The sequence below is a fragment of the Janibacter sp. DB-40 genome (assembly GCF_029510815.1).
Lineage (GTDB): Bacteria > Actinomycetota > Actinomycetes > Actinomycetales > Dermatophilaceae > Janibacter.
Genome location: NZ_CP120360.1, coordinates 3,202,260 through 3,219,731 on the forward strand (window position 1 = coordinate 3,202,260; position 17,472 = coordinate 3,219,731).

Annotated in this window: 17 protein-coding genes; 7 read left to right on the forward strand and 10 right to left on the reverse strand. The window is 69.3% G+C overall.

Features of this window, described 5'->3' with window-relative positions; all coding sequences use genetic code 11:
* Positions 1-24 precede the first annotated feature (24 nt).
* The 3 genes from PVE36_RS15415 to PVE36_RS15425 form a co-directional block, all read right to left on the reverse strand.
* Complete coding sequence (locus tag PVE36_RS15415) at positions 25-1,257, reverse strand: MFS transporter (protein WP_277455875.1); 1,233 nt, start codon at positions 1,255-1,257, stop codon at positions 25-27.
* A 92-nt stretch (positions 1,258-1,349) separates the two neighbouring features.
* The gene (locus PVE36_RS15420) at positions 1,350-1,796 is read right to left on the reverse strand and encodes an OsmC family peroxiredoxin (RefSeq protein WP_277453563.1); all 447 of its coding nucleotides are present in this window, start codon (positions 1,794-1,796) and stop codon (positions 1,350-1,352) included.
* Between the two features lie 72 nt (positions 1,797-1,868).
* Positions 1,869-2,201: a TraR/DksA C4-type zinc finger protein gene (locus tag PVE36_RS15425; protein WP_277453564.1), complete on the reverse strand. Its 333-nt coding sequence runs from the start codon at positions 2,199-2,201 to the stop codon at positions 1,869-1,871.
* Positions 2,202-2,254: 53 nt separating this feature from the next.
* On the opposite strand from PVE36_RS15425, the gene PVE36_RS15430 reads away from it, so the two are divergent.
* Positions 2,255-3,244 carry an oxygenase MpaB family protein gene (locus PVE36_RS15430; protein WP_277453565.1) on the forward strand — a complete coding sequence of 330 codons (990 nt, stop codon included), beginning with the start codon at positions 2,255-2,257 and terminating at the stop codon, positions 3,242-3,244.
* Between the two features lie 30 nt (positions 3,245-3,274).
* Here the strand turns inward: PVE36_RS15430 and PVE36_RS15435 are convergent, their stop codons facing one another.
* Positions 3,275-4,651: an MBL fold metallo-hydrolase gene (locus PVE36_RS15435; protein ID WP_277453566.1), complete on the reverse strand. Its 1,377-nt coding sequence runs from the start codon at positions 4,649-4,651 to the stop codon at positions 3,275-3,277.
* 26 nt (positions 4,652-4,677) lie between these two features.
* Positions 4,678-5,268 (reverse strand): rhodanese-like domain-containing protein, encoded by a 591-nt coding sequence (locus tag PVE36_RS15440; RefSeq protein WP_277453567.1) that lies wholly within the window; start codon positions 5,266-5,268, stop codon positions 4,678-4,680.
* A 426-nt stretch (positions 5,269-5,694) separates the two neighbouring features.
* On the opposite strand from PVE36_RS15440, the gene PVE36_RS15445 reads away from it, so the two are divergent.
* A complete protein-coding gene (locus PVE36_RS15445; protein ID WP_277453568.1) occupies positions 5,695-6,156 on the forward strand; it encodes a pyridoxamine 5'-phosphate oxidase family protein in 462 nt (153 codons plus the stop codon).
* Positions 6,157-6,231: 75 nt separating this feature from the next.
* On the opposite strand, the gene PVE36_RS15450 is transcribed toward PVE36_RS15445, so the two are convergent.
* Positions 6,232-7,266 carry a hypothetical protein gene (locus tag PVE36_RS15450; protein ID WP_277453569.1) on the reverse strand — a complete coding sequence of 345 codons (1,035 nt, stop codon included), beginning with the start codon at positions 7,264-7,266 and terminating at the stop codon, positions 6,232-6,234.
* Positions 7,267-7,403: 137 nt separating this feature from the next.
* On the opposite strand from PVE36_RS15450, the gene PVE36_RS15455 reads away from it, so the two are divergent.
* Positions 7,404-7,793 carry a hypothetical protein gene (locus PVE36_RS15455; protein WP_277453570.1) on the forward strand — a complete coding sequence of 130 codons (390 nt, stop codon included), beginning with the start codon at positions 7,404-7,406 and terminating at the stop codon, positions 7,791-7,793.
* Between the two features lie 63 nt (positions 7,794-7,856).
* Here the strand turns inward: PVE36_RS15455 and PVE36_RS15460 are convergent, their stop codons facing one another.
* On the reverse strand, positions 7,857-8,105 hold the full coding sequence (locus tag PVE36_RS15460) for a hypothetical protein (RefSeq protein WP_277453571.1): 249 nt from the start codon (positions 8,103-8,105) through the stop codon (positions 7,857-7,859).
* A 99-nt stretch (positions 8,106-8,204) separates the two neighbouring features.
* The gene (locus PVE36_RS15465; RefSeq protein ID WP_277453573.1) at positions 8,205-9,620 is read right to left on the reverse strand and encodes a GntP family permease; all 1,416 of its coding nucleotides are present in this window, start codon (positions 9,618-9,620) and stop codon (positions 8,205-8,207) included.
* A gap of 269 nt (positions 9,621-9,889) precedes the next feature.
* On the opposite strand from PVE36_RS15465, the gene PVE36_RS15470 reads away from it, so the two are divergent.
* Positions 9,890-10,066: a hypothetical protein gene (locus PVE36_RS15470; protein WP_277453574.1), complete on the forward strand. Its 177-nt coding sequence runs from the start codon at positions 9,890-9,892 to the stop codon at positions 10,064-10,066.
* A 69-nt stretch (positions 10,067-10,135) separates the two neighbouring features.
* On the forward strand, positions 10,136-11,311 hold the full coding sequence (locus PVE36_RS15475) for an FAD-dependent oxidoreductase (protein WP_277453575.1): 1,176 nt from the start codon (positions 10,136-10,138) through the stop codon (positions 11,309-11,311).
* Positions 11,312-11,381: 70 nt separating this feature from the next.
* On the opposite strand, the gene pstS is transcribed toward PVE36_RS15475, so the two are convergent.
* Positions 11,382-12,449 carry a phosphate ABC transporter substrate-binding protein PstS gene (pstS, locus tag PVE36_RS15480; protein WP_277453576.1) on the reverse strand — a complete coding sequence of 356 codons (1,068 nt, stop codon included), beginning with the start codon at positions 12,447-12,449 and terminating at the stop codon, positions 11,382-11,384.
* Positions 12,450-13,036: 587 nt separating this feature from the next.
* Here pstS and PVE36_RS15485 point away from each other — a divergent pair.
* Positions 13,037-13,504 carry a hypothetical protein gene (locus tag PVE36_RS15485; RefSeq protein ID WP_277453577.1) on the forward strand — a complete coding sequence of 156 codons (468 nt, stop codon included), beginning with the start codon at positions 13,037-13,039 and terminating at the stop codon, positions 13,502-13,504.
* Positions 13,505-14,131: 627 nt separating this feature from the next.
* Here PVE36_RS15485 and PVE36_RS15490 read toward each other — a convergent pair.
* Positions 14,132-15,205 (reverse strand): hypothetical protein, encoded by a 1,074-nt coding sequence (locus PVE36_RS15490; protein WP_277453578.1) that lies wholly within the window; start codon positions 15,203-15,205, stop codon positions 14,132-14,134.
* Between the two features lie 918 nt (positions 15,206-16,123).
* Between PVE36_RS15490 and PVE36_RS15495 the strand changes: the two genes are divergently transcribed.
* Positions 16,124-17,467, forward strand: a complete 1,344-nt coding sequence (locus tag PVE36_RS15495; RefSeq protein WP_277453580.1) for an MFS transporter — start codon at positions 16,124-16,126, stop codon at positions 17,465-17,467.
* Positions 17,468-17,472 lie beyond the last annotated feature (5 nt).

Consider the following 17,472-nt stretch of genomic DNA (forward strand, 5'->3'; position numbering starts at 1 on the left):
CACCCTAGCCACGCGCGGGCGCCGCTAGGGGCCTTCGGTCGTCCAGCGCGGCCGGCCGCGCCCACCGCCGTAGCCCAGCTGCACCCGCGGTGGGCGGGCGGCCAGGTCGGTGAGGAACATCCGCCGGGACAGCAGCACGAGCGTCGCCGCCAGGAAGAAGACGAGCGCCGCGATGCGCCACGACGTCTCGTACCCGAAGGCGTCCACGGCCATCCCGAAGAGCAGCGGCCCGGTCGCCCCGCCGAAGAAGGCGCCCGCCTGGACGTACCCGGAGGCCTTGGCCGGCGCCTCCCGGCCGACCCTGACGACGGCGAAGAGGAACAGCCCGGGCCAGGACCAGCCGATGGCGAACGCCACGAGGCTCGCGAGGACGTAGCTGGCGACGCCCGGGAGCGAGACGGCGAGCAACGCGACGCCACCGATCGCCATCTGGGCGGCGACCACGGGCAGGTTGCGCCCGTGCCGGCGATCGGCGAGGGCTCCCGTCAGGAGGCGGCCGATCACGTTGAGCGCACTGCCCGCGGCCATCAGCCCGCCGGCCTGCGAGGGCGTGAGCCCGACCTCGAAGCCCCACGAGGCGATGAAGGACCCCATCGAGTTGGCGGCCGCGCTCCCCAGCGCGATCGCGGCCGTCACCACCAGCAGCGCCCCGACCGGCGGCGCGTCCAGACCGGCTCGCCGTACCGGTCTCGCCGTCGAGCGGGTCGGCCCGGGAGCGAGCAGGCCAGCGAGGAGGACGATCGCCCCGACGCCGCCGAGCACCCAGAACGTCGAGCGCCATCCGAGGCTGGACGTCATCGTCGGCACGGCCAGACCGGCCAGGACGATGGCCACCGGGACCGCGGACTGCTTGACCCCGAAGCCGATGCCACGGCGGTGCGCCGGGATGCTGCGGGACATCGCCAGGTTCGCCGTCAGCTGGTGTGCCGCGTTGGCGGAGCCGAGCACGACCATGCAGACGACGAGGCTCAGCCATCCATGGGCGAGCAGGGCGACCCCGACTCCTCCGAGGGTGGAGAGCACGCCGGCGACCATCGTCGACACCCTCGGGCCGACCCGGTCGGCGACTCCCCCGCCGACGATCGCCACGAGGGAGGCAGCCGTGAAGAAGGCGGCGACCGCGATCCCGAACCGCTGCTCCCCGAACCCCAGCTCACGTCGCAGTGGCACCGACTGGGTCGCGAGCAGGAAGACGGGCAACGAGCCCACGGTGGTCAGCAGGCTGGCCCCGAGGACCTTCCACACCGCCGAGGACATCACCACCCCATGATGGGACATCCCCGGTGCCGGCCGAGGCGGCGTCCGGCCCGAGGACGACGCGGGGCGAAGGGGGGTGGCCCCCCCGGGACTCACCCGCTCGCGAGCGAGGCGTCCACCGTGATCTCCGCACCCGTGAGGAGCCGCGATATCGGGCAGAGCGCCGCGGCTGCCTCGACGACCGTGCTGAAGGTCTCCTCGTCGATCCCGTCGACGACGGCCGTGGCGGCGATCCTCGAGGTGGTGACCGTCGGCTTCTCGTCGACCTCGTCCAGGGAGACGGTGGAGGTCACCTCGAGGCGTCTCGGGGGGGTCCCGTTCTCGTCCAGGGCCAGGGCGAGGGCCATCGAGAAGCACGAGGAGTGGGCTGCCGCGACGAGCTCCTCAGGGCTGCTCTTCCCACCAGGTGCCTCGGTGCGCGAGCCCCACGTGACCACCTGGTCGTCCAGGGCACCGCTGCTGGAGCCGTGGAGGGTGCCGGTCCCGGTGTCCAGCGAGCCCTCCCAGGTGGTCGTGACGGAACGGTCTGCGATCGTCATGGTCATCCTTCTCTCAGTTGATATTTTCTGCACCGTATCTCGTGAAAAATGTTTGGGCCAGACCCCGGTGGCTCATGCGCAGTCGATGCACTCCCGCGCCGTGGGCCGTGCCTCCAGCCGCGCACTCGCGATGGGGCGGCCGCACTGCTCGCACGCGCCATAGGCACCTCCATCGAGCCGCTCGAGGGCGGCATCGATCTCCTCGAGGTGCCGTCGCGCCTGCCGGGCGAGGGCCTCGACCTGCGAGCGCTCGAAGGCGATCGTGGCGCCCTCCGGGTCGTGCTCGTCGTCGGCGTTGCTCCCCTCACTCGCCTCGACGAGGGCGGTGAAGTCCCGGGTGAGAGCCGTGAGTCGCTCGAGCGTCGTGCGACGCTCCTCCTCGAGGTCGGCGCGGGGGCCAGTCATCGGTCCATCCTGTCACCGGGACCGTGCCTGCCGCCGGAGCGTAGCGTGAGGGTGTGGCTGGTCGGCGAATGCCGTGGCCACGGGAGGGCGGCGAGATGGCGATCCGGAGAAGCTTCGCGACCACGGATGCGGTGCGCAGGCGGCTGCTGACGACCACCGGGTCGGCCGCGTCCGGCCTTCGCCGCCGGGCGGGCGAGGCAGTTCGCGCCAGGGTGGCCGGCCCGGAGGCGGAAGCCGCCCACGCACGGATCTGGGACACCCCGGGGCCGCGGTGGTTCTCCCCCGCCGACCCGATCTGGCGCGTGCACGGCGACGCGTCCATGTTCGCCGCCGGGATCACCGCGCTGCTCCTGCAGTCGCTGCACCCCTCGGCGATGGCCGGTGTCGCCGGGCACAGCGGGTACCGCGGCGATCCCTGGGGGCGGTTGCAGCGCACCAGCCACTACCTCGCGACGACGACGTTCGGCACCGTCGAGCACGCGGAGGAGGCGATCGCCGCGGTGCGCAGCGTGCACGAGCGCGTCCGCGGCAAGGACGACGAGGGTCACCCCTACCGCGCCAACGACCCCCACCTGCTGCGGTGGGTCCACATCGCCGAGGCGTGGTCCTTCCTCGCCGCGCACCAGCGGCACGGCGCGGACCCACTCACCCCGGAGGAAGCGGACACGTACGTGGCGCAGAGCGCGGTCCCGGCGGCCGCGCTCGGCGCCACGGATCTCCCGATGAGCGTCGCCGCGCTCGACGCGGCGCTGGACGCGGCGCGTCCCGAGCTGCGGGCGACACCCGCAGCCCGGGACGCTGCCGACTTCCTCCTGCGCGAGCCGCCCCTGCCTCGAGCGGCCCGGCCCGTCTACCGGCTCCTCGCGCTCGGCGCCGTGGACCTGCTGCCCGGATGGGCACGCGACGAGCTCGACCTGCCGGCGCCGACGGGCGCGGGCACGGCCGGCGCGATGGGGACGCGTCTGGTGCGCTGGAGCCTGGCCGCCCTGGATCAGGAGAGCGCGGACATCGACACCCGCGCACACCCACGCGCCGACCGCTGAGATCGTCGGCCGGCGCGCGGGGCGTGGTCGTCAGACGCGGGCCGGGGCCTTCTCCGCCCAGGCGGCGTAGCCACCAACCAGGTCGGTCACGTCCGTGTGCCCCTGCGAGCGCAGGAGGCTTGCGGCGACCGATGAACGCCACCCACCGGCGCAGTGCACCAGCACCGGCCGGTCGCTCGGCAGCTCGTCGTGGCGGCGCGCCAGCTCGGCCAGCGGGATGTGCACGGCCTCGGGGATGAGCTGCCCGTCCTCGCGCTCGCCGGCGTTGCGCACGTCGAGCACGACGGTCTCGTCGGCGAGGTCATCCATCGCGTCCACCTCGACCCGCTCCACGGAGGTCACCAGGTCGGGCATCTCGGCGAAGGCGGCAGTGGAACCGTCCACGTAGCCGACCACGCCGTCGAAGCCGATGCGCCCCAGACGCAGGGCGGCCTCGCCCTGGCGACCGGGCTCGGCGAGGACAAGGATCTCCGCCTCGTGGTCCAGGACCATCCCGGCGGTCTCGGCGAAACGACCGTCGAGGCCGATGTTGACCGAGCCCGCGAAGTGCTCGACGGCGAACTCCTCCGGCGAGCGGGTGTCGACGACGACGGCCCCACCCTCGATGGCGGCGCGCACCTCGGTCGGGGTGAAGGGCACGACGGGCTCGTCCGGGTCGAGGAGCTCCCGCTGGCGCAGGTTGAGCGCGGCGTCGACCTGGAAGTAGGCCGGCGCGGAGGGCTGGCCCGTGGTGACCATCCCGACGAAGTCATCCACCGGCATCTGCGCGGCGAAGGGGTTGGTGGCACGCTGGGCGCCGATGTTCGACTCGAGCTCGTCGGAGAGACCACGGCCGCACGAGGAGCCGGCACCGTGGGCCGGCATCACGCGCGTGTCATCCGGCAGGGGGAGCAGCACGCTGTGCAGCGTGCGGTACATGGCCTCGGCCAGCGACTGCGGGGTGGACCCGTCGGAGACGACCAGGTCGGGACGGCCGACTCCGCCGATGAAGAGCGAGTCACCGGTCAGCACCGCGTGGGGGCTGCCCTGCTCGAGCACGAGCACGCTGATCGACTCCCAGGTGTGGCCCGGGGTCTCGAGGATCTCGAGGACGACCTCGTCGCCCAGCTCGATGCGGTCGCCACCGGTCAGGGTGCGCACGTCGAACTCGGCGCGCTCGGCCGCGGTGGGGCCGTACCCGATCCAGGCGCCGGTCGCGGCGGCGAGCTCCAGGTGGCCGGCGACGAAGTCGGCGTGCACGTGGGTGTTGATGACGCCCACGATGTCGAGGTCGTGCTCCTTGGCGTCGGCGAGGTAGTCGCTGATGTCGCGGCGTGGGTCGACGACGACGGCCTTGCGGCTGCCCTCGTCGGCGATGAGGTACGAGCCGTGCGAGAGGCAGCTCAGGTAGTACTGCGTGAGGATCATCGGGGTGCTCCTTCGGTTCGGGAGGGTCAGTTGCGGGCGCCGCGCAGCTGCGCGAAGACCGTCTCGGGGTCAGGGGTGTCGCGGCGGTTGTGGGGGAGCTTGGACAGCAGCATCCCCATGGCACAGGTGTCGGTCAGGGCCGCGCCGGTGAGGCCGGCGCCGATCCCGGCGGAGATCCACTTGGCCTGCGGAACGAGAGTGCTCGCGACGATTCCGGCGAGGACGATCGAGCCGGCGACGAGACGCACCTGTCGCTCGAGGCCCCAGGTGCCGTCACCGCGGACGACGTCTCCGCCGGCGTTCTCCCACGAGGTGATGCCACCGTCGAGGACGTGCAGGTTGGGCAGGCCGGCCGAGGCGAGCGCGCCCTCGGCCCGGCAGGCGCGGCCACCGGAGCGGCAGACCAGGACGACGTCGTCGTCGAGGTGCTCGGCGAGCTCACGGCGGTGCTCCTCGAGGAGGTCCAGCGGCACGTTGTAGGAGCCGGGGATGTGCACGTCGGCGAACTCGCCGGGGGTGCGCACGTCGATGAGTCGGGGGGCCGTGGGTCCGGCCATCCACTCGCGCACCTGGGCGGTGTCGAGGGTGGCGGGTCGGGTGGTCGTGTCGGTGGTCAAGGGGGTCCTTCCGGTGGATCGGGGTTGTCTGCGGGGCCGGCGGTCAGCCGCGCCCGAAGAGGCGGGTGAGCGGACCGCTGGAGGCGGCATCGCCCTTCGCCGGGGTGGAGTGGCCGGAGCAACGCTGGCTGCCGGGAACTCCTTCATCACCTGGTCGACGTGCTGGCCACAGCCGGCCCAGGTGGTCTTGCCGCACTGGCGGCAGGTCGCTTGACGGCACACGGGGAGCTCCTTGGGTTGGGGGAAAGGTGTCCGGGGAACGAGGTCAGGATCAGGCCGACGTCGCCGGCGTTGTCGATGACCTCTGTTCCATGTGGACGAATTTAATACCCCCCGGGGTATCGTGTCAACACGACGACATGCCCCCCTGTCGCGCGGGCGCTGGCAGGGATAGCCTCTAGACACCTGGAGAGAGGGGCGATACCCATGACCGCGACCAATGACGTCGAGCACCTCTCGGTCGACGAGTGCTGGTCCCTGCTGCGTACGGCCACGGTCGGCCGCCTGGCCGTGATCGTGGGCGACCACCCGGAGATCTTCCCGATCAACTACGTGGTCGACCACGGCACCGCGGTCTTCCGCACGGGCGAAGGGAGCAAGGTCCAGGGCGCGCTGTCCGGCACCTCCGTCGCCCTCGAGTCAGACGGCTACGACCCCGAGACCGGCCGCGTCTGGAGCGTGGTGATCAAGGGCAGGGCACGCACCATCGCCGAGATCGATGACGTGATGGACACCGTCGACCTCCCCCTCTCGCCCTGGCAGGCCGGCGACAAGGGCCGGTTCATCCGCATCACGCCGGGTGAGGTGACGGGGCGACGCTTCCCGATCGCGGACCCGAGCACGTGGCAGACCATGCCCGAGGGCTTCCGGCGCGCGTCGACGGAGTAGCCGGGCACGTCGCCGCACGGCACCGTGCCCGCGGCGTCCCCCTGCGCGACTCCCGACTACCACGCGCACACGGGCTCAGTCGTCGGACCTCTCCCAGTACCGCATCATCTGGCGACGACCGTGGGTGAGCTCCCGCAGGTCGACGTCGCTGTCGAAGCTCGATCCGAGGGCCCCGGCGACGGTCCCCATGGAGGCGCTCAACCACGCGATGTTGAGGTAGTTGCGCACCGAGCTCTGCGTGCCGATGGTCTTCGTCATGAAGTCGGAGTCGATGACGACGACGGCCGCGGTGAAGATCCCCAGGAAGAGCGCGAGGTACAGGAGGGAGACGGACGCCGCCAGGGTCACCAGCGTGGAGGCGTTGTACATGTTCGCCTCCCTCAGCGAGTTGGCGCTGTGCCGGCGCTCCCACAAGCCGTTGCCCACGGTCAGCCACCCCACCATCACCACGATCGTCATGAGCGAGATGAGTCCCAGCCGCCAGGTGGGCAACGCGTCGGCCATCTTCCAGATGGAGGAGAAGAAGACGCCGAACGCACCCGTGGCGCTGGCTGCGGCGAAGGCTCCCGAGAGCTTGGGAGCGGTGGCCAGGGGCTCGTTCGTGCGCACCATGCCGAGCACGAGACGAGCTCGTCCCGACCACCACCAGGGCGACGCGACGTAGTAGGACTTCTCCTGCCCGGACCCTTGGGTGTGGACCACGCCGCAGTCGATGTCTGGAAGCTCGCCCTCGGTCGCGTCGCTCCGAACGGCCACGTCCAGGGACTGGAGGATGACCCGCCTCAGGCGTTTCGTGAGGTTGAACCAGCCCAGCGCGGGCAGCGAGATGATCACCAGCGAATCGGCCGGGTGAATGGCCGTCATCTTGGGCCGATGGCCGGCCGTGCGGGGGATCTCGGTGACGATCACCGTCGCATCCACGCCGTGCTCGTGCGACCAGTTGCGCACCGACTCCAGGTCGAGGGTGCCGTCATCGCGCAGCGGGATCTGCTGTCTGATGTGCTGGAAGGAGTAGCGGTCGTCCTGCGCCACCCAGTCCAGGAACCGCTCGACCAGGCGGGAGGGCACCCCGGGGTCGGCGAAGACGTCCACCTCGATTGGCTCGCTCATGTCAGGCATTCCACCATCGACCGAGGTCATGGGCCAGTTCGCGGCCCACTGCCCGGACAGGTGCGAGCGAGGGTCCGGGACCCGTCGCTCCCGCAGGTTCCCTCCGGTGACTCGCTGGAGGTGGCAGAGTGGGGTGGATGAGCGATCCGGCAGGCGTCACGGTGGTGGTGGACGCAGCCAACTGCGTCGGCAGCGTCCCGGACGGCTGGTGGCGCGACCGGGCCGGAGCCACGCGACGGCTGCGCGACTCCATCGCGCCGGAGGGTCTGCGGCAGAGCCTGCACCTGACCGAGGCGCCGGAGGTGGTGCTCGTGGTCGAGGGACGAGCCCGCGGCGTCGAGTCGACCGAAACGGTGCGTGTGGTCGACGCGCCCGGCAGCGGGGACGACGCGATCGTGGAGGTCGTCGAGCAGCTCGCCGGCCGGCGTGCGGGCGTGGTGGTCGTCACCGCGGATCGCGGGCTCAGGGCGCGGGTGGACGACCTCGGGGCACGCACCGTGGGACCAAGGATCGTGCGGCCGGGCTGAGCGACCGACCCGACGGACACGGCCCGGTCACAGCCGGCCCGTCGGGTCGAGATTCCCCGCCGATCAGGCGGGTGTGGCGGAGCGGACCGTCGGCGGCCCGGCGCTCTCGTCCTCCGCGACCGCGTCGATCTCCTTGACGAGGCGGTCGAACTCGCTCTCGTCCACCGTCACCCCGGCCGCGTCCAGCCCTTCACGGAGCTTGTCGGCGACCTTCGTGCGGCCCGCGCTGTAGTCCCACGAGGTCGCGGTCTCCACCGCGGCCTGGGCGGCTTCGCGCGCAGCGCTCATCTCTTCATCGGTGTACTGGGTCATGCCTGACCTTCCTCTCGGGTGATCGTGGTCTGCCCCCGGGCCTACCCGGTGGGTGTGGGTCCCATGCACGTGCGGCCGCCGGCCCGTCGGAGCCCTTCGTCAGACGACCACCCAGAGCGCTCCGGCGATGAGGAACGCGGCGACGCCCAAGGTCGTCTCCATGACCGTCCACGTCTTCAGGGTCGTGGACACGTCCATGCCGAAGAACTTGCTCACGAGCCAGAAGCCGGAGTCGTTGACGTGCGACAGGACCGTCGCGCCGGCCGCGATGGCGATGACGAGCAGGGTCAGCTGGACGTCTCCCAGCCCGGCGGCCTCGACCGGCGCCGCGATCAGACCGGCGGTCGTCGTCAGGGCGACCGTGGCCGACCCCTGCGCCACGCGCAGGAGCGTGGAGACGACGAAGGCCTGCAGGATGAGCGAGATGCCCAGGTCCGACAGGGAGCTGCTCAGCGCGGAACCGATCCCGCTCAGCTCCAGCACGCCACCGAACATGCCGCCGGCGCCGGTGATGAGGATGATCGAGCAGATCGGTCCCAATGAGGCGTCCAGGAGCGTGCTGACCTTGCCCATGGACATGTTGGGACGACCCAGTATGGCGATCGCGACGAGGACGGTGATCAGCAGCGCGATCGGCGTCTGACCCAGGAGGCTGAGGAAGTTGGCCCACGCGGCGTCCTCGCTGACGACTCCTGCCGCCGCCAGCGTCGCGAGCACCGTGTCGAAGGAGATCAGTACCAGGGGGATCAGCAGCAGGCCGATGACCGTGCCGAACGACGGAGGAGTACGTCCGACACGGGGGCCGTCCTCACCGTTCGCATCCAGGTCGAGCGGTTCGTCGCGCACCTCGCCGAAGGCCACTCCGGCCGGGTCGACGTAGACGCGACGGCCGAGGACGCGAGAGACCACCATGACGCCCACGTACCAGGCCACAACCGCGATCGGGATGCCGACGAGGAGGGTGACGCCGATGTCGCCACCGATCTGCTGGGCTGCCGCCACGGGTCCGGGGTGCGGCGGGACCATGGCGTGCATGGCGGCGAAGGCCCCCGCGGCCGGCAGTGCGTAGTAGAGGAGCGAGCCGCCGAAGCGTCGCGCCACGGTGAGGATGATCGGCAGGAAGACGACCAGACCGGCGTCGAAGAAGATCGGGAAGCCGAAGATCAGCGAGGCCACACCGAGGGCCAGGGGGGCGCGTTTCTCGCCGAAGCGGCCGATGAGTGTGTCGGCCAGGACCTGGGCGCCGCCGGTGACCTCGAGCAGACGTCCGAGCATGACGCCGAAGGCGACGAGCAGGGCGACCGAGGCAAGGGTGTCGGCGAAGCCGTACATCAGGACGTCGGGTATCTCTGCGAGGTCGAAGCCGACGGCCAGAGCCGTCAGCACGCTCACGAGGACCAGCGAGACGAAGGCGTGGAGCTTGACCTTGATGATCAGGAAGAGCAGGACGGCAACGGAGGCCGCCGCGATGAGGAGGAGGACCGTTGTGCCGTATACCGGGTCGATGGGTTCCACAGGCGTTCCTCTCGTCGTGTACCCGGGTGGATCCGGGCACTCTCCTCACGTTGCCTGACGGCACCGGCCGTGACAAGGACCCGTGATGCCTTGGCCCGCCATGTCGGCGACGGGGCACCGCCGCTGTCCTCGGTCATGCCTGCCCCGGGAGCGAGACCTCGCCCCATCGGTGAGTCCTCTCGGGTGACGTTTGGGCACCACCACACCGGGAATGTCTATGACACGAGGGTCTTCCGGCACTCGGAGGAACCAACTTGGGAGAGATGGACATGCTCAGAGGAATCGTCAGCAGGGTCACCGGCATGGCGCGTCGGTCGGCCGGCGGGGCACCCGCCGGCCGACGTCGACGTGGCGCAGGAGTCGGTGGGGGTGTCGGTGCCAACCGCGAGATCGAGCGGGGCGCCAAGTCGGTTCTGCGTGGTCTGCGCCGCAAGCGCATGCGCTGATCCCGCTGGCCAGTGGGTCGTTGGTGCGCGACGCGCATGGCGATCTGACCAGAACCGATGGAGGACCACATGAGCCATCACGACGTGGTGGTCATCGGGGGCGGCAACGCGGGGCTCTCCCTCGCCGCCAAGGTGGTGCGCGACGGCGCCCGGGATGTCGCGATCGTCGAGTCGGAGCCCGTACACCGATACCGGCCGATGCTCAACTACGTCGCCAGCGGTGAGGCGAGGATGCGTGACCTGGAGCGGCCCGCCGCCACGGTGATGCCCGGTGGGGCCACGTGGATCCAGGACCGGGTCGTCTCCTGCGACCCCGACGGACCGAGCGTGACGACGCAGGGCCGCCAGACGATCGGCTGCAGGACATTGGTCATCGCCACCGGACTCGAGGAGGACTGGGACGCCACCCCGGGGCTGCGCGAGGCGTATGGCGCGGGCTGGGCCGGGTCAAGCTTCCTCGTAGAGAGCGCCCCGAGGGTGTGGCCCGCGCTGCGGGACCTGACCAGCGGCCGCGTGGTGTTCTCGGTGCCTCCCGAGCCGGCCCCCTGTGCGGCGACCGCCCTCAAGCCGCTGTTCATGGCGTGCGACCACTGGCGACGGCAGGGCGTGCTGCAGGATCTCGAGGTCCACCTCGTGCTTCCCGGGCCCACACCCGTGGGCGTGCCCACGGCGGACCCGCACCTCGAGGAGGCGCTCACGGCATACGGCGTGCACGTGGTGCGCGATGCGCGCGTGACCGCAGCGGGCGCGCGAGCCGTGACCGTGACGACTCGCCAGGGGGAGGCGGTCCTCGATGACCTCGCCTACGCGCACGTCGTGCCCACCTATCGCGCCCCCGACTGGATCGCGGAAGCCGGGCTGGCCGACGGGGGCGGGGCCGGCCTGGTCGACGTCGACCACGCGACCATGCGCCACCGCCGCCACCACGCGATCTGGTCACTGGGTGATGTTGCCGGCCTGGGCATCAGGCCCTCGGGAGGTGCCCTGCGCAAGCAGGTGGGGGTGCTTGCGGCGAACATCCTCGCGAGCCGTGCCGAGGACTTCGAGCACTACGACGGCTACACCGTCATGCCGATCACCGTCGCCCGGCACACGCTCTCCCTCGTCGAGATCGATCGCGACGGGAGATCCGCGCCGTCCGTCCCGGCGCTCGACCTCGTCAAGCCACGGCGGCTGACATGGGCCGTGGACCGGTACGCGCTTCCGGTGACCTACTTCAGACGGATCCTGCGAGGCAAGGTGTGATCGCCGCCGCTGCCCACCGCCAACTCCACCGCTGACTGACAGGGCAATCGGGATCAGTGGCGTTGGTTCCTCACTGTGCAGAGATCGCCTCGATGGCAGCGTTGGCCTTCGTCCGCGTGTCGTCGCTGATCGGGGCCGAACCGGCCGTCTCGGCGGAGGCCTGCTGACCCTCGTCGCTGACGACGTACGACAGCCACGCCTGCACGAGCGTGGCGGTCTCAGCGTCCTCGTACTGGGTGCAGGCCAGCTCGTAGGAGGCCAGGACGATCGGGTAGGTGCCCGCCTCCGTGGTCTCGCGCTCGATCTCGGTGGCGTAGTCGAACTGGCCACGCCCGTCGACCTGGGTCGAGGCATCGAGGATCTTGGCGGCGGCCTCGGGGCTGGGCTCGACCCAGCCCTCGCCGACCTGGACCTTCGCGGCGTCGAGGTCGCCGATCTGGGAGACGTCCGCGTAGCCGATGGAGCCGTCGGCGGCCTCGATGGACTGGACGACACCGGTGTTGCCCTTGGCGGCGGTGCCGCCGGAGACCGGCCAGTTGCCAGAGACCTCGTGCGGCCAGGCGTCGCCCGCAGCCACGGAGAGGTAGTCGACGAAGTTCTCGGTGGTGCCCGACTCGTCGGAGCGGTTGACCACCGTGATCGGCGTCGACGGTAGGTCGACGTCCGGGTTCTCCTTGGCAATCGCCTCATGGTCCCAGGTCGTGATCTTCTGGTTGAAGATCTTGGCCATGGCCTCGGGAGAGAGCTGCAGGTCGTCTACGCCCGGGATGTTGTACGGCAGGGCGATCGGCGAGATGTAGGCGGGGATCTCGATGAGGTTGCCCTTGCCGCCGCACCGCTCCTGCGCAGCCGCGAGCTCCTCGTCGGCGAGGTAGGCGTCCGAGCCCGCCCACGGCACGGCGCCGGAGGCGAACTGCTCGCGGCCACCGCCCGAGCCGATCGGATCGTAGTTGACCGTGGCGTCCGGGTTGGCCCCGAGGAAGCCCTGCTTCCAGGCGTCGACGGCGGCGGCCTGTGCGGACGATCCGGCGCCGGAGAGCGAGCCGGAAACTCCGCCCCCACCGGAACTTCTCTCGTTGGGTGGGGTGCAGGAGGCGATTGAGAAGCAGACGGCCACGGCAGCGGTTGCGGTCAGCACCGTGCGACTACGGATGGAACGAATCACGTGGGTCAGATCTCTCGTGAGGGGGTGGAGGCGGCCGATGGCGAGCGGGTCGGAGGTGAAACCGCGGTTGGCCGTGCGCCCCATGCTAAGCACCCACGGTCCACCCCGCGTGGTAGGTCACGTCCGCTCGGCGGGAGCGCTGCTAGATGTCGAGATGCAGCGAAGACTGCACACGACACGCGGCCTACTTTGCACACATACCGCCTTGCGACGGGCGTCGTGCAAAGTACCCGAGTCAAAGCCCTACGGTCAGCCCGTCGCGTTGTCGCGTCCGCTGCATCGGACCGTCCCGCAAGAGGATCCTCATACGGCCGCCCGGCTCCTGTGCAGAGGACTTCGGGCACTCGTGCAGTCAACTTCGAACATTGACTGCCATCCGCCTAGGTCCCCCTCGTCGCGTGGCTCGTGGTCAGTGGGACGCCGCTTAGACCCGAGCGCTGCTCAGGGCCGTCGTGCGACCCGCCACAGACGCGCGAAAAGTCGCGACGAGGAGCGATGGCCATTAGCGTTCTCATTGCCCGCTCAGCAAGGGGCTGAGCAACTAAGTAGGGGGAGATTCCTTGAAACACGGCGTCCGACTCACAGCCTTCGGTGCCGCAGCATTTCTTTCGGTAGCAGCCGCCAGCCCCGCTTCGTCTTCCACTCCGAGCCCTGCCCCCGACGACGGCGAGATCAAGGTCATCGACGGCGTTCGCACCAACGCTCCGGTGGATACAGGCGCTCAGCTCGAGGACTTCATTGAGTCCTCCACTCCAAAGACGATCACCCAAGAGGTTGCCAGCGGAGATCTCACCACAGTGATGAGAGTCGCCAAGACGAACGGCATCAATCGCATCTCCATGCGTTCCCCTTGCGGCTCGCGCGACCTGTGCGTCCAGGCCAACCCCCCCCCATACAGCCACAACGGGTTCTACGGCAGCGGAACCAAGACGGGCTCTTGGCCGGGAAAGGTCCTCTGGACGACGGGCAAGTGGACTGGCAAGGTCCGGGCCGGAAGCGGTAGCTACACCAACGATTGGGTTGGCTAACACAGGCTTCAACAACGCAGACGTTTCTCTTGGACTTCAATCCAGTTCTAAGTAGCCCGGAATGCACCACAGTCATCCCGGAGTGAAGGTGAAGATATTAACCTGGGCTACGGCGGTGACCCTGCCTTATTTATCTCTGATGCTGCTCACGTCCCCCTCGGATGTGGGCGCTTGGCTTTCGACTTTCCTAAGCCTTATGTTGGCGCTGACGGTGACCAGTTTGCTCTTGGTTGTGCACCTTCCGCAGCCTTTGGTAGGTCTTCTATTGCCTTTCCTTCTTATTCTGTGCTTCTTTGCTGGTGGAGAAGCTGCTGAATCGTACGGTCTGGTGGAGGACTCGCCGGATCTGTTCAATGGGTGGACGCTTTGGGTAGGGGCGATCTGGGCAGTGACCGCTCTCGTTCTCGTGGGCGCGATATACGGAGTGCGAACATTGACGAGGTTGGCCCGCGGTGGGTCCGAAGGTGACTGATCGAAACGAGGCTTTCAATAGAGTGGTCTTTGGTTGCTCATGCTCTTAGATGGTTTCTCTTTTAGTGGGTGAGCAAGGTGGAGGTTGTCGGGGTGTGTCCCTATGGGTTTCCGCTGCGGTACGTCGCGCATGGGTATGAGGGAGGCGCTGCCTGTTTATCCGAGGAGGTCGATGACCGCCCAGGCCAGCTGGTGGCGAATGTCTTCGCGAAGCGCGTCCTCATAACGGTCGGCGAGGCTGGTCCACCCGCTGCCGTCGGAAGACCCGTCGGCACGCACGCTGGTGGTCCACAGGTCACCTCGACGCAAACGCCGCGGGCGCCGCGCGGTGGCCGTCACCGTGCCGAGCTGGGTCTGCACACGCCCTTGGTGTCCCTGCATGACTTGGGAGACCGCCGCGTCGACCGCAGTCACCAGCCACGGTGGGAGGCGCAGATGGTGACTGTCCGCCGGCTCGGCGCGAACCGCCTCGATCCGGCTGTCCCCGACGATGTGGTCGATCAGGTCCGGTGAACCGCCGATATAGGTCCACCCGAGATCCAGCTCACTGGCCAGACACCAGACACGGTCCGCTGGCCACCACAGATTGGGCGTCTGCTGCTCTGGCTCAAGGAAGGCCAGTGCTGCGTCAAGCACTCCCTTGTAGAGGAAATACCCACGCCCTGGTAACTCCGCCCGAGGCCCGTCCCGCACCTGGCGCGGAATCGGGTCCTTGGGAGCACCATGCGGCTCAGGGACGCTGACCTGAGTGTCGGGACCTACATACAGGCCGGGCTCGGCCCCGGGCTGCGGCTCGTCGCCGAAGATGGCCGACGGTATCGAGTACAAGGCGCTCGTCTCCCACCCGTAGCCGTCCCACAGGCAAAACCAGCATCTGTCCGGGGAGGTGGTGTGCTGGCGCAGGATGTCAACGAGCGCGGTGGCGTGTGCGAGGCAGAGTGTGCCTTCCTGGGGTGCGACGACGTTCCACGCCTGGCTTCGGTCGCCCGGGGGCTGCAGCGCAATCTCGGGGAAGTGAGCATCGCGAGGTAGCTCGATCCCGTTGTGGGCTGCGACCTCGAACCAGCGGATCGGGCGTTCCTGGGAGTCGTGGGCTGGATGCAGGACTCGCGCGTATGCCCCAAAGCCGACCGGCACGACCGAAGTCACTTCACCCGACTCGAACGGGGCGAGTCGTTCTCGGACCCAGTCGACCTGCTCCACCTCGGCGCTCCACTCGACCTTTCGCATACGCTCGCGCTTCCTCTCCCGGTGCCTAAGGTCCCGTGCAGGATACGACGAATGTGGGGAGACCCATGGCCATCCCTGGGGAACTTTCGTGACCGCCCGTGGGGAGGTCGACCGACCGTCACTCAGCAGAATCAAGTGTATGAGGACGTTCCAGTCGAAGCTCTTCGCGGAACGCAAACATCAGAGCGCTGCTGCCAGAATTCATCAAGACCCCTCATCCGCCCGGTTCCCGTAGGAGGAACCCTCACCCGGACACGCCCGCCGCTGACCTGCACAAGAGCCGGCTCCCATCCGCCGGGCGTCCCACAAGCCCGTCCGCTGATCTGTTCGGTGACCGGGCGCTATGTGACACAGGGTTTACGGGTCGTCTCCCAACTCAGCAGTGCGGGATCGTCAGCCGGCGGCATCGACAGACCAGATAACTCGTCGTTACCAAAATAGCGCGACCCATAACAGGACGTTTTTGCTGCATACGAAGACCGTCTGTGCAATCTTCGCTGCATCTCGACAACTAGATGTCGAGATGCAGCGCAGACTGCGCACGACACGCGGCCTACTCTGCACAAATCTCGCCTCAACGAGGGCGTCACGCAACGTACCCGGCTAAGAGCTCGCGCGGATAGGAGGGACAGGTCCGGGGGCGAATATTCCCCGCTGCTAGCATCTGTAGCATGTCAGGCGCTTCGAGCTCGGCCGCTTGCGCGGCAGTGACCAGGACGTCCCGCTAGCGGCGGGACGTCCGGCACACAGCAACACCTCACCTGGAACGTCCAGCCGCTTCGTGATCAGACCGGAGCGGCCCTTCGTGCTGCTCGGAAACTCTTCAGAGCGACGGAGCAATTGATGCTTTCAGGCACTTCCACCACTTCATGCGGGATCGGTCCCGCCCCTGTGCGGGCATGGCTCGTGCTGTGCGCGATGTCGATGCTGCAGTTCTTCATCGCGGTCGACGTGACCGTGGTCAACATCGCGCTGCCCTCGATCGGCGCGGACCTCGGCGTCGGGGGACACTCCCTGACCTGGGTCGTGGTCGGCTACACCATCACCGGCGGAGGGCTGCTGATGCTCGGCGGTCGGCTCGGTGACCTTCTCGGCCGCCGCCGCACCCTCCTGGTCGGCACGAGCGTCTTCGGCGCGGCCTCCCTGCTGGCTGGCCTGGCCCCGTCCTTTCCGGTCCTGGTCGCGGCCCGCCTGCTCCAGGGCGCGGGCGAGGCTGTCGCGCTGCCCGCGGCGATGGCGACCATCGTGCTGCTCTTCCCCGAGGGGCCGCGCCGCTCACGGGCCCTGAGCGTGTGGGCGGCCGTGGCCAGCTGCGGCCTGGTTCTCGGGTTCGCCCTGTCAGGGATCATCACCGCCCACCTGGGCTGGCGCTGGGTCTTCCTGGTCTCGGTGCCCTTCATCCTGGTCGTGATCGTGGCCGCGCTGCTCCTGGTACCGGCCGACCGGCCCGCGTCCGGGGGACGGTGCCGCTTGGACCTTCCCGGTTCGCTCCTGCTGACCGCGTGCCCGCTGCTGTTCGTCTACGCCGCGGTCGAGGCGGGCGAGCCTGCCACCGGCCTGTGGGTCAGCGGGGTCGCGCTGGTGTGCGCGGTGCTGGCTGCTGCCGGGTTCGTGCGGGTCGAGTCGAGGTCGCCGAACCCGCTGGTCCCGCTGACCTTCTTCGCCGATCGGGCCCGGCTGCGGGCGAACCTGACGACGATGCTGCTCAGCGGTGCGTTGTCGACCTCGTTCCTGCTGTTCACGTTCTACCTGCAGGACAGGCTCGGTATCGGGCCTCTGGGGGCAGGCCTGACGATGCTGCCCCTGGCCGTGGCGCTGATCGTGGCCTCGGTGCTCGTGCCTCGGCTGCTGGGACACTGGGGCGCACGCGCCTGCGTGCTGGTCGGCCTGGCAGCGGCTGCCGGCGCGATGGGCGTGGTCGCGCTCGTGGCCGTCCTGGGTGGTGGAGCGGTGTGGCTGCTCCCGGCGATGCTACTGATCGCAGCGGGCATGGGCTTCGGGCTCGTGGGTCTGCAGTACATCGCAGTCAGCGGCACCACCGAGGAGGACGCCGGGATCGCCTCCGGCGTCCAGCGAGCATCTGACCAGCTCGGCGGAGCAGCCGGGGTGGCCGTCTACGTCGGCCTCGGGTTCGCACCGGCCCTGCACTCCGGGGACCCGTTCGTGGTCGCTGCGGTGCTCGCCGTTATCGGGCTGGTCGTCGGTGCCGTGGTCATCTCCCGCTCGCCGTCCACCGCGGCGGGGCAGCCGCAGGTCGGGTAGCAGGA

What these genes read in the sequence shown, in the direction of transcription:
- PVE36_RS15420 (WP_277453563.1), bottom strand. Translation starts at nt 1,796, where the DNA reads ATGACGATCGCAGACCGTTCCGTCACGACCACCTGGGAGGGCTCGCTG.
- PVE36_RS15435 (WP_277453566.1), bottom strand. Translation starts at nt 4,651, where the DNA reads ATGATCCTCACGCAGTACTACCTGAGCTGCCTCTCGCACGGCTCGTAC.
- PVE36_RS15455 (WP_277453570.1), top strand. Translation starts at nt 7,404, where the DNA reads ATGAGCGATCCGGCAGGCGTCACGGTGGTGGTGGACGCAGCCAACTGC.
- PVE36_RS15445 (WP_277453568.1), top strand. Translation starts at nt 5,695, where the DNA reads ATGACCGCGACCAATGACGTCGAGCACCTCTCGGTCGACGAGTGCTGG.
- PVE36_RS15450 (WP_277453569.1), bottom strand. Translation starts at nt 7,266, where the DNA reads ATGAGCGAGCCAATCGAGGTGGACGTCTTCGCCGACCCCGGGGTGCCC.
- PVE36_RS15415 (WP_277455875.1), bottom strand. Translation starts at nt 1,257, where the DNA reads ATGTCCTCGGCGGTGTGGAAGGTCCTCGGGGCCAGCCTGCTGACCACC.
- PVE36_RS15470 (WP_277453574.1), top strand. Translation starts at nt 9,890, where the DNA reads ATGCTCAGAGGAATCGTCAGCAGGGTCACCGGCATGGCGCGTCGGTCG.
- PVE36_RS15475 (WP_277453575.1), top strand. Translation starts at nt 10,136, where the DNA reads ATGAGCCATCACGACGTGGTGGTCATCGGGGGCGGCAACGCGGGGCTC.
- PVE36_RS15460 (WP_277453571.1), bottom strand. Translation starts at nt 8,105, where the DNA reads ATGACCCAGTACACCGATGAAGAGATGAGCGCTGCGCGCGAAGCCGCC.
- PVE36_RS15495 (WP_277453580.1), top strand. Translation starts at nt 16,124, where the DNA reads ATGTCGATGCTGCAGTTCTTCATCGCGGTCGACGTGACCGTGGTCAAC.
- PVE36_RS15425 (WP_277453564.1), bottom strand. Translation starts at nt 2,201, where the DNA reads ATGACTGGCCCCCGCGCCGACCTCGAGGAGGAGCGTCGCACGACGCTC.
- PVE36_RS15490 (WP_277453578.1), bottom strand. Translation starts at nt 15,205, where the DNA reads ATGCGAAAGGTCGAGTGGAGCGCCGAGGTGGAGCAGGTCGACTGGGTC.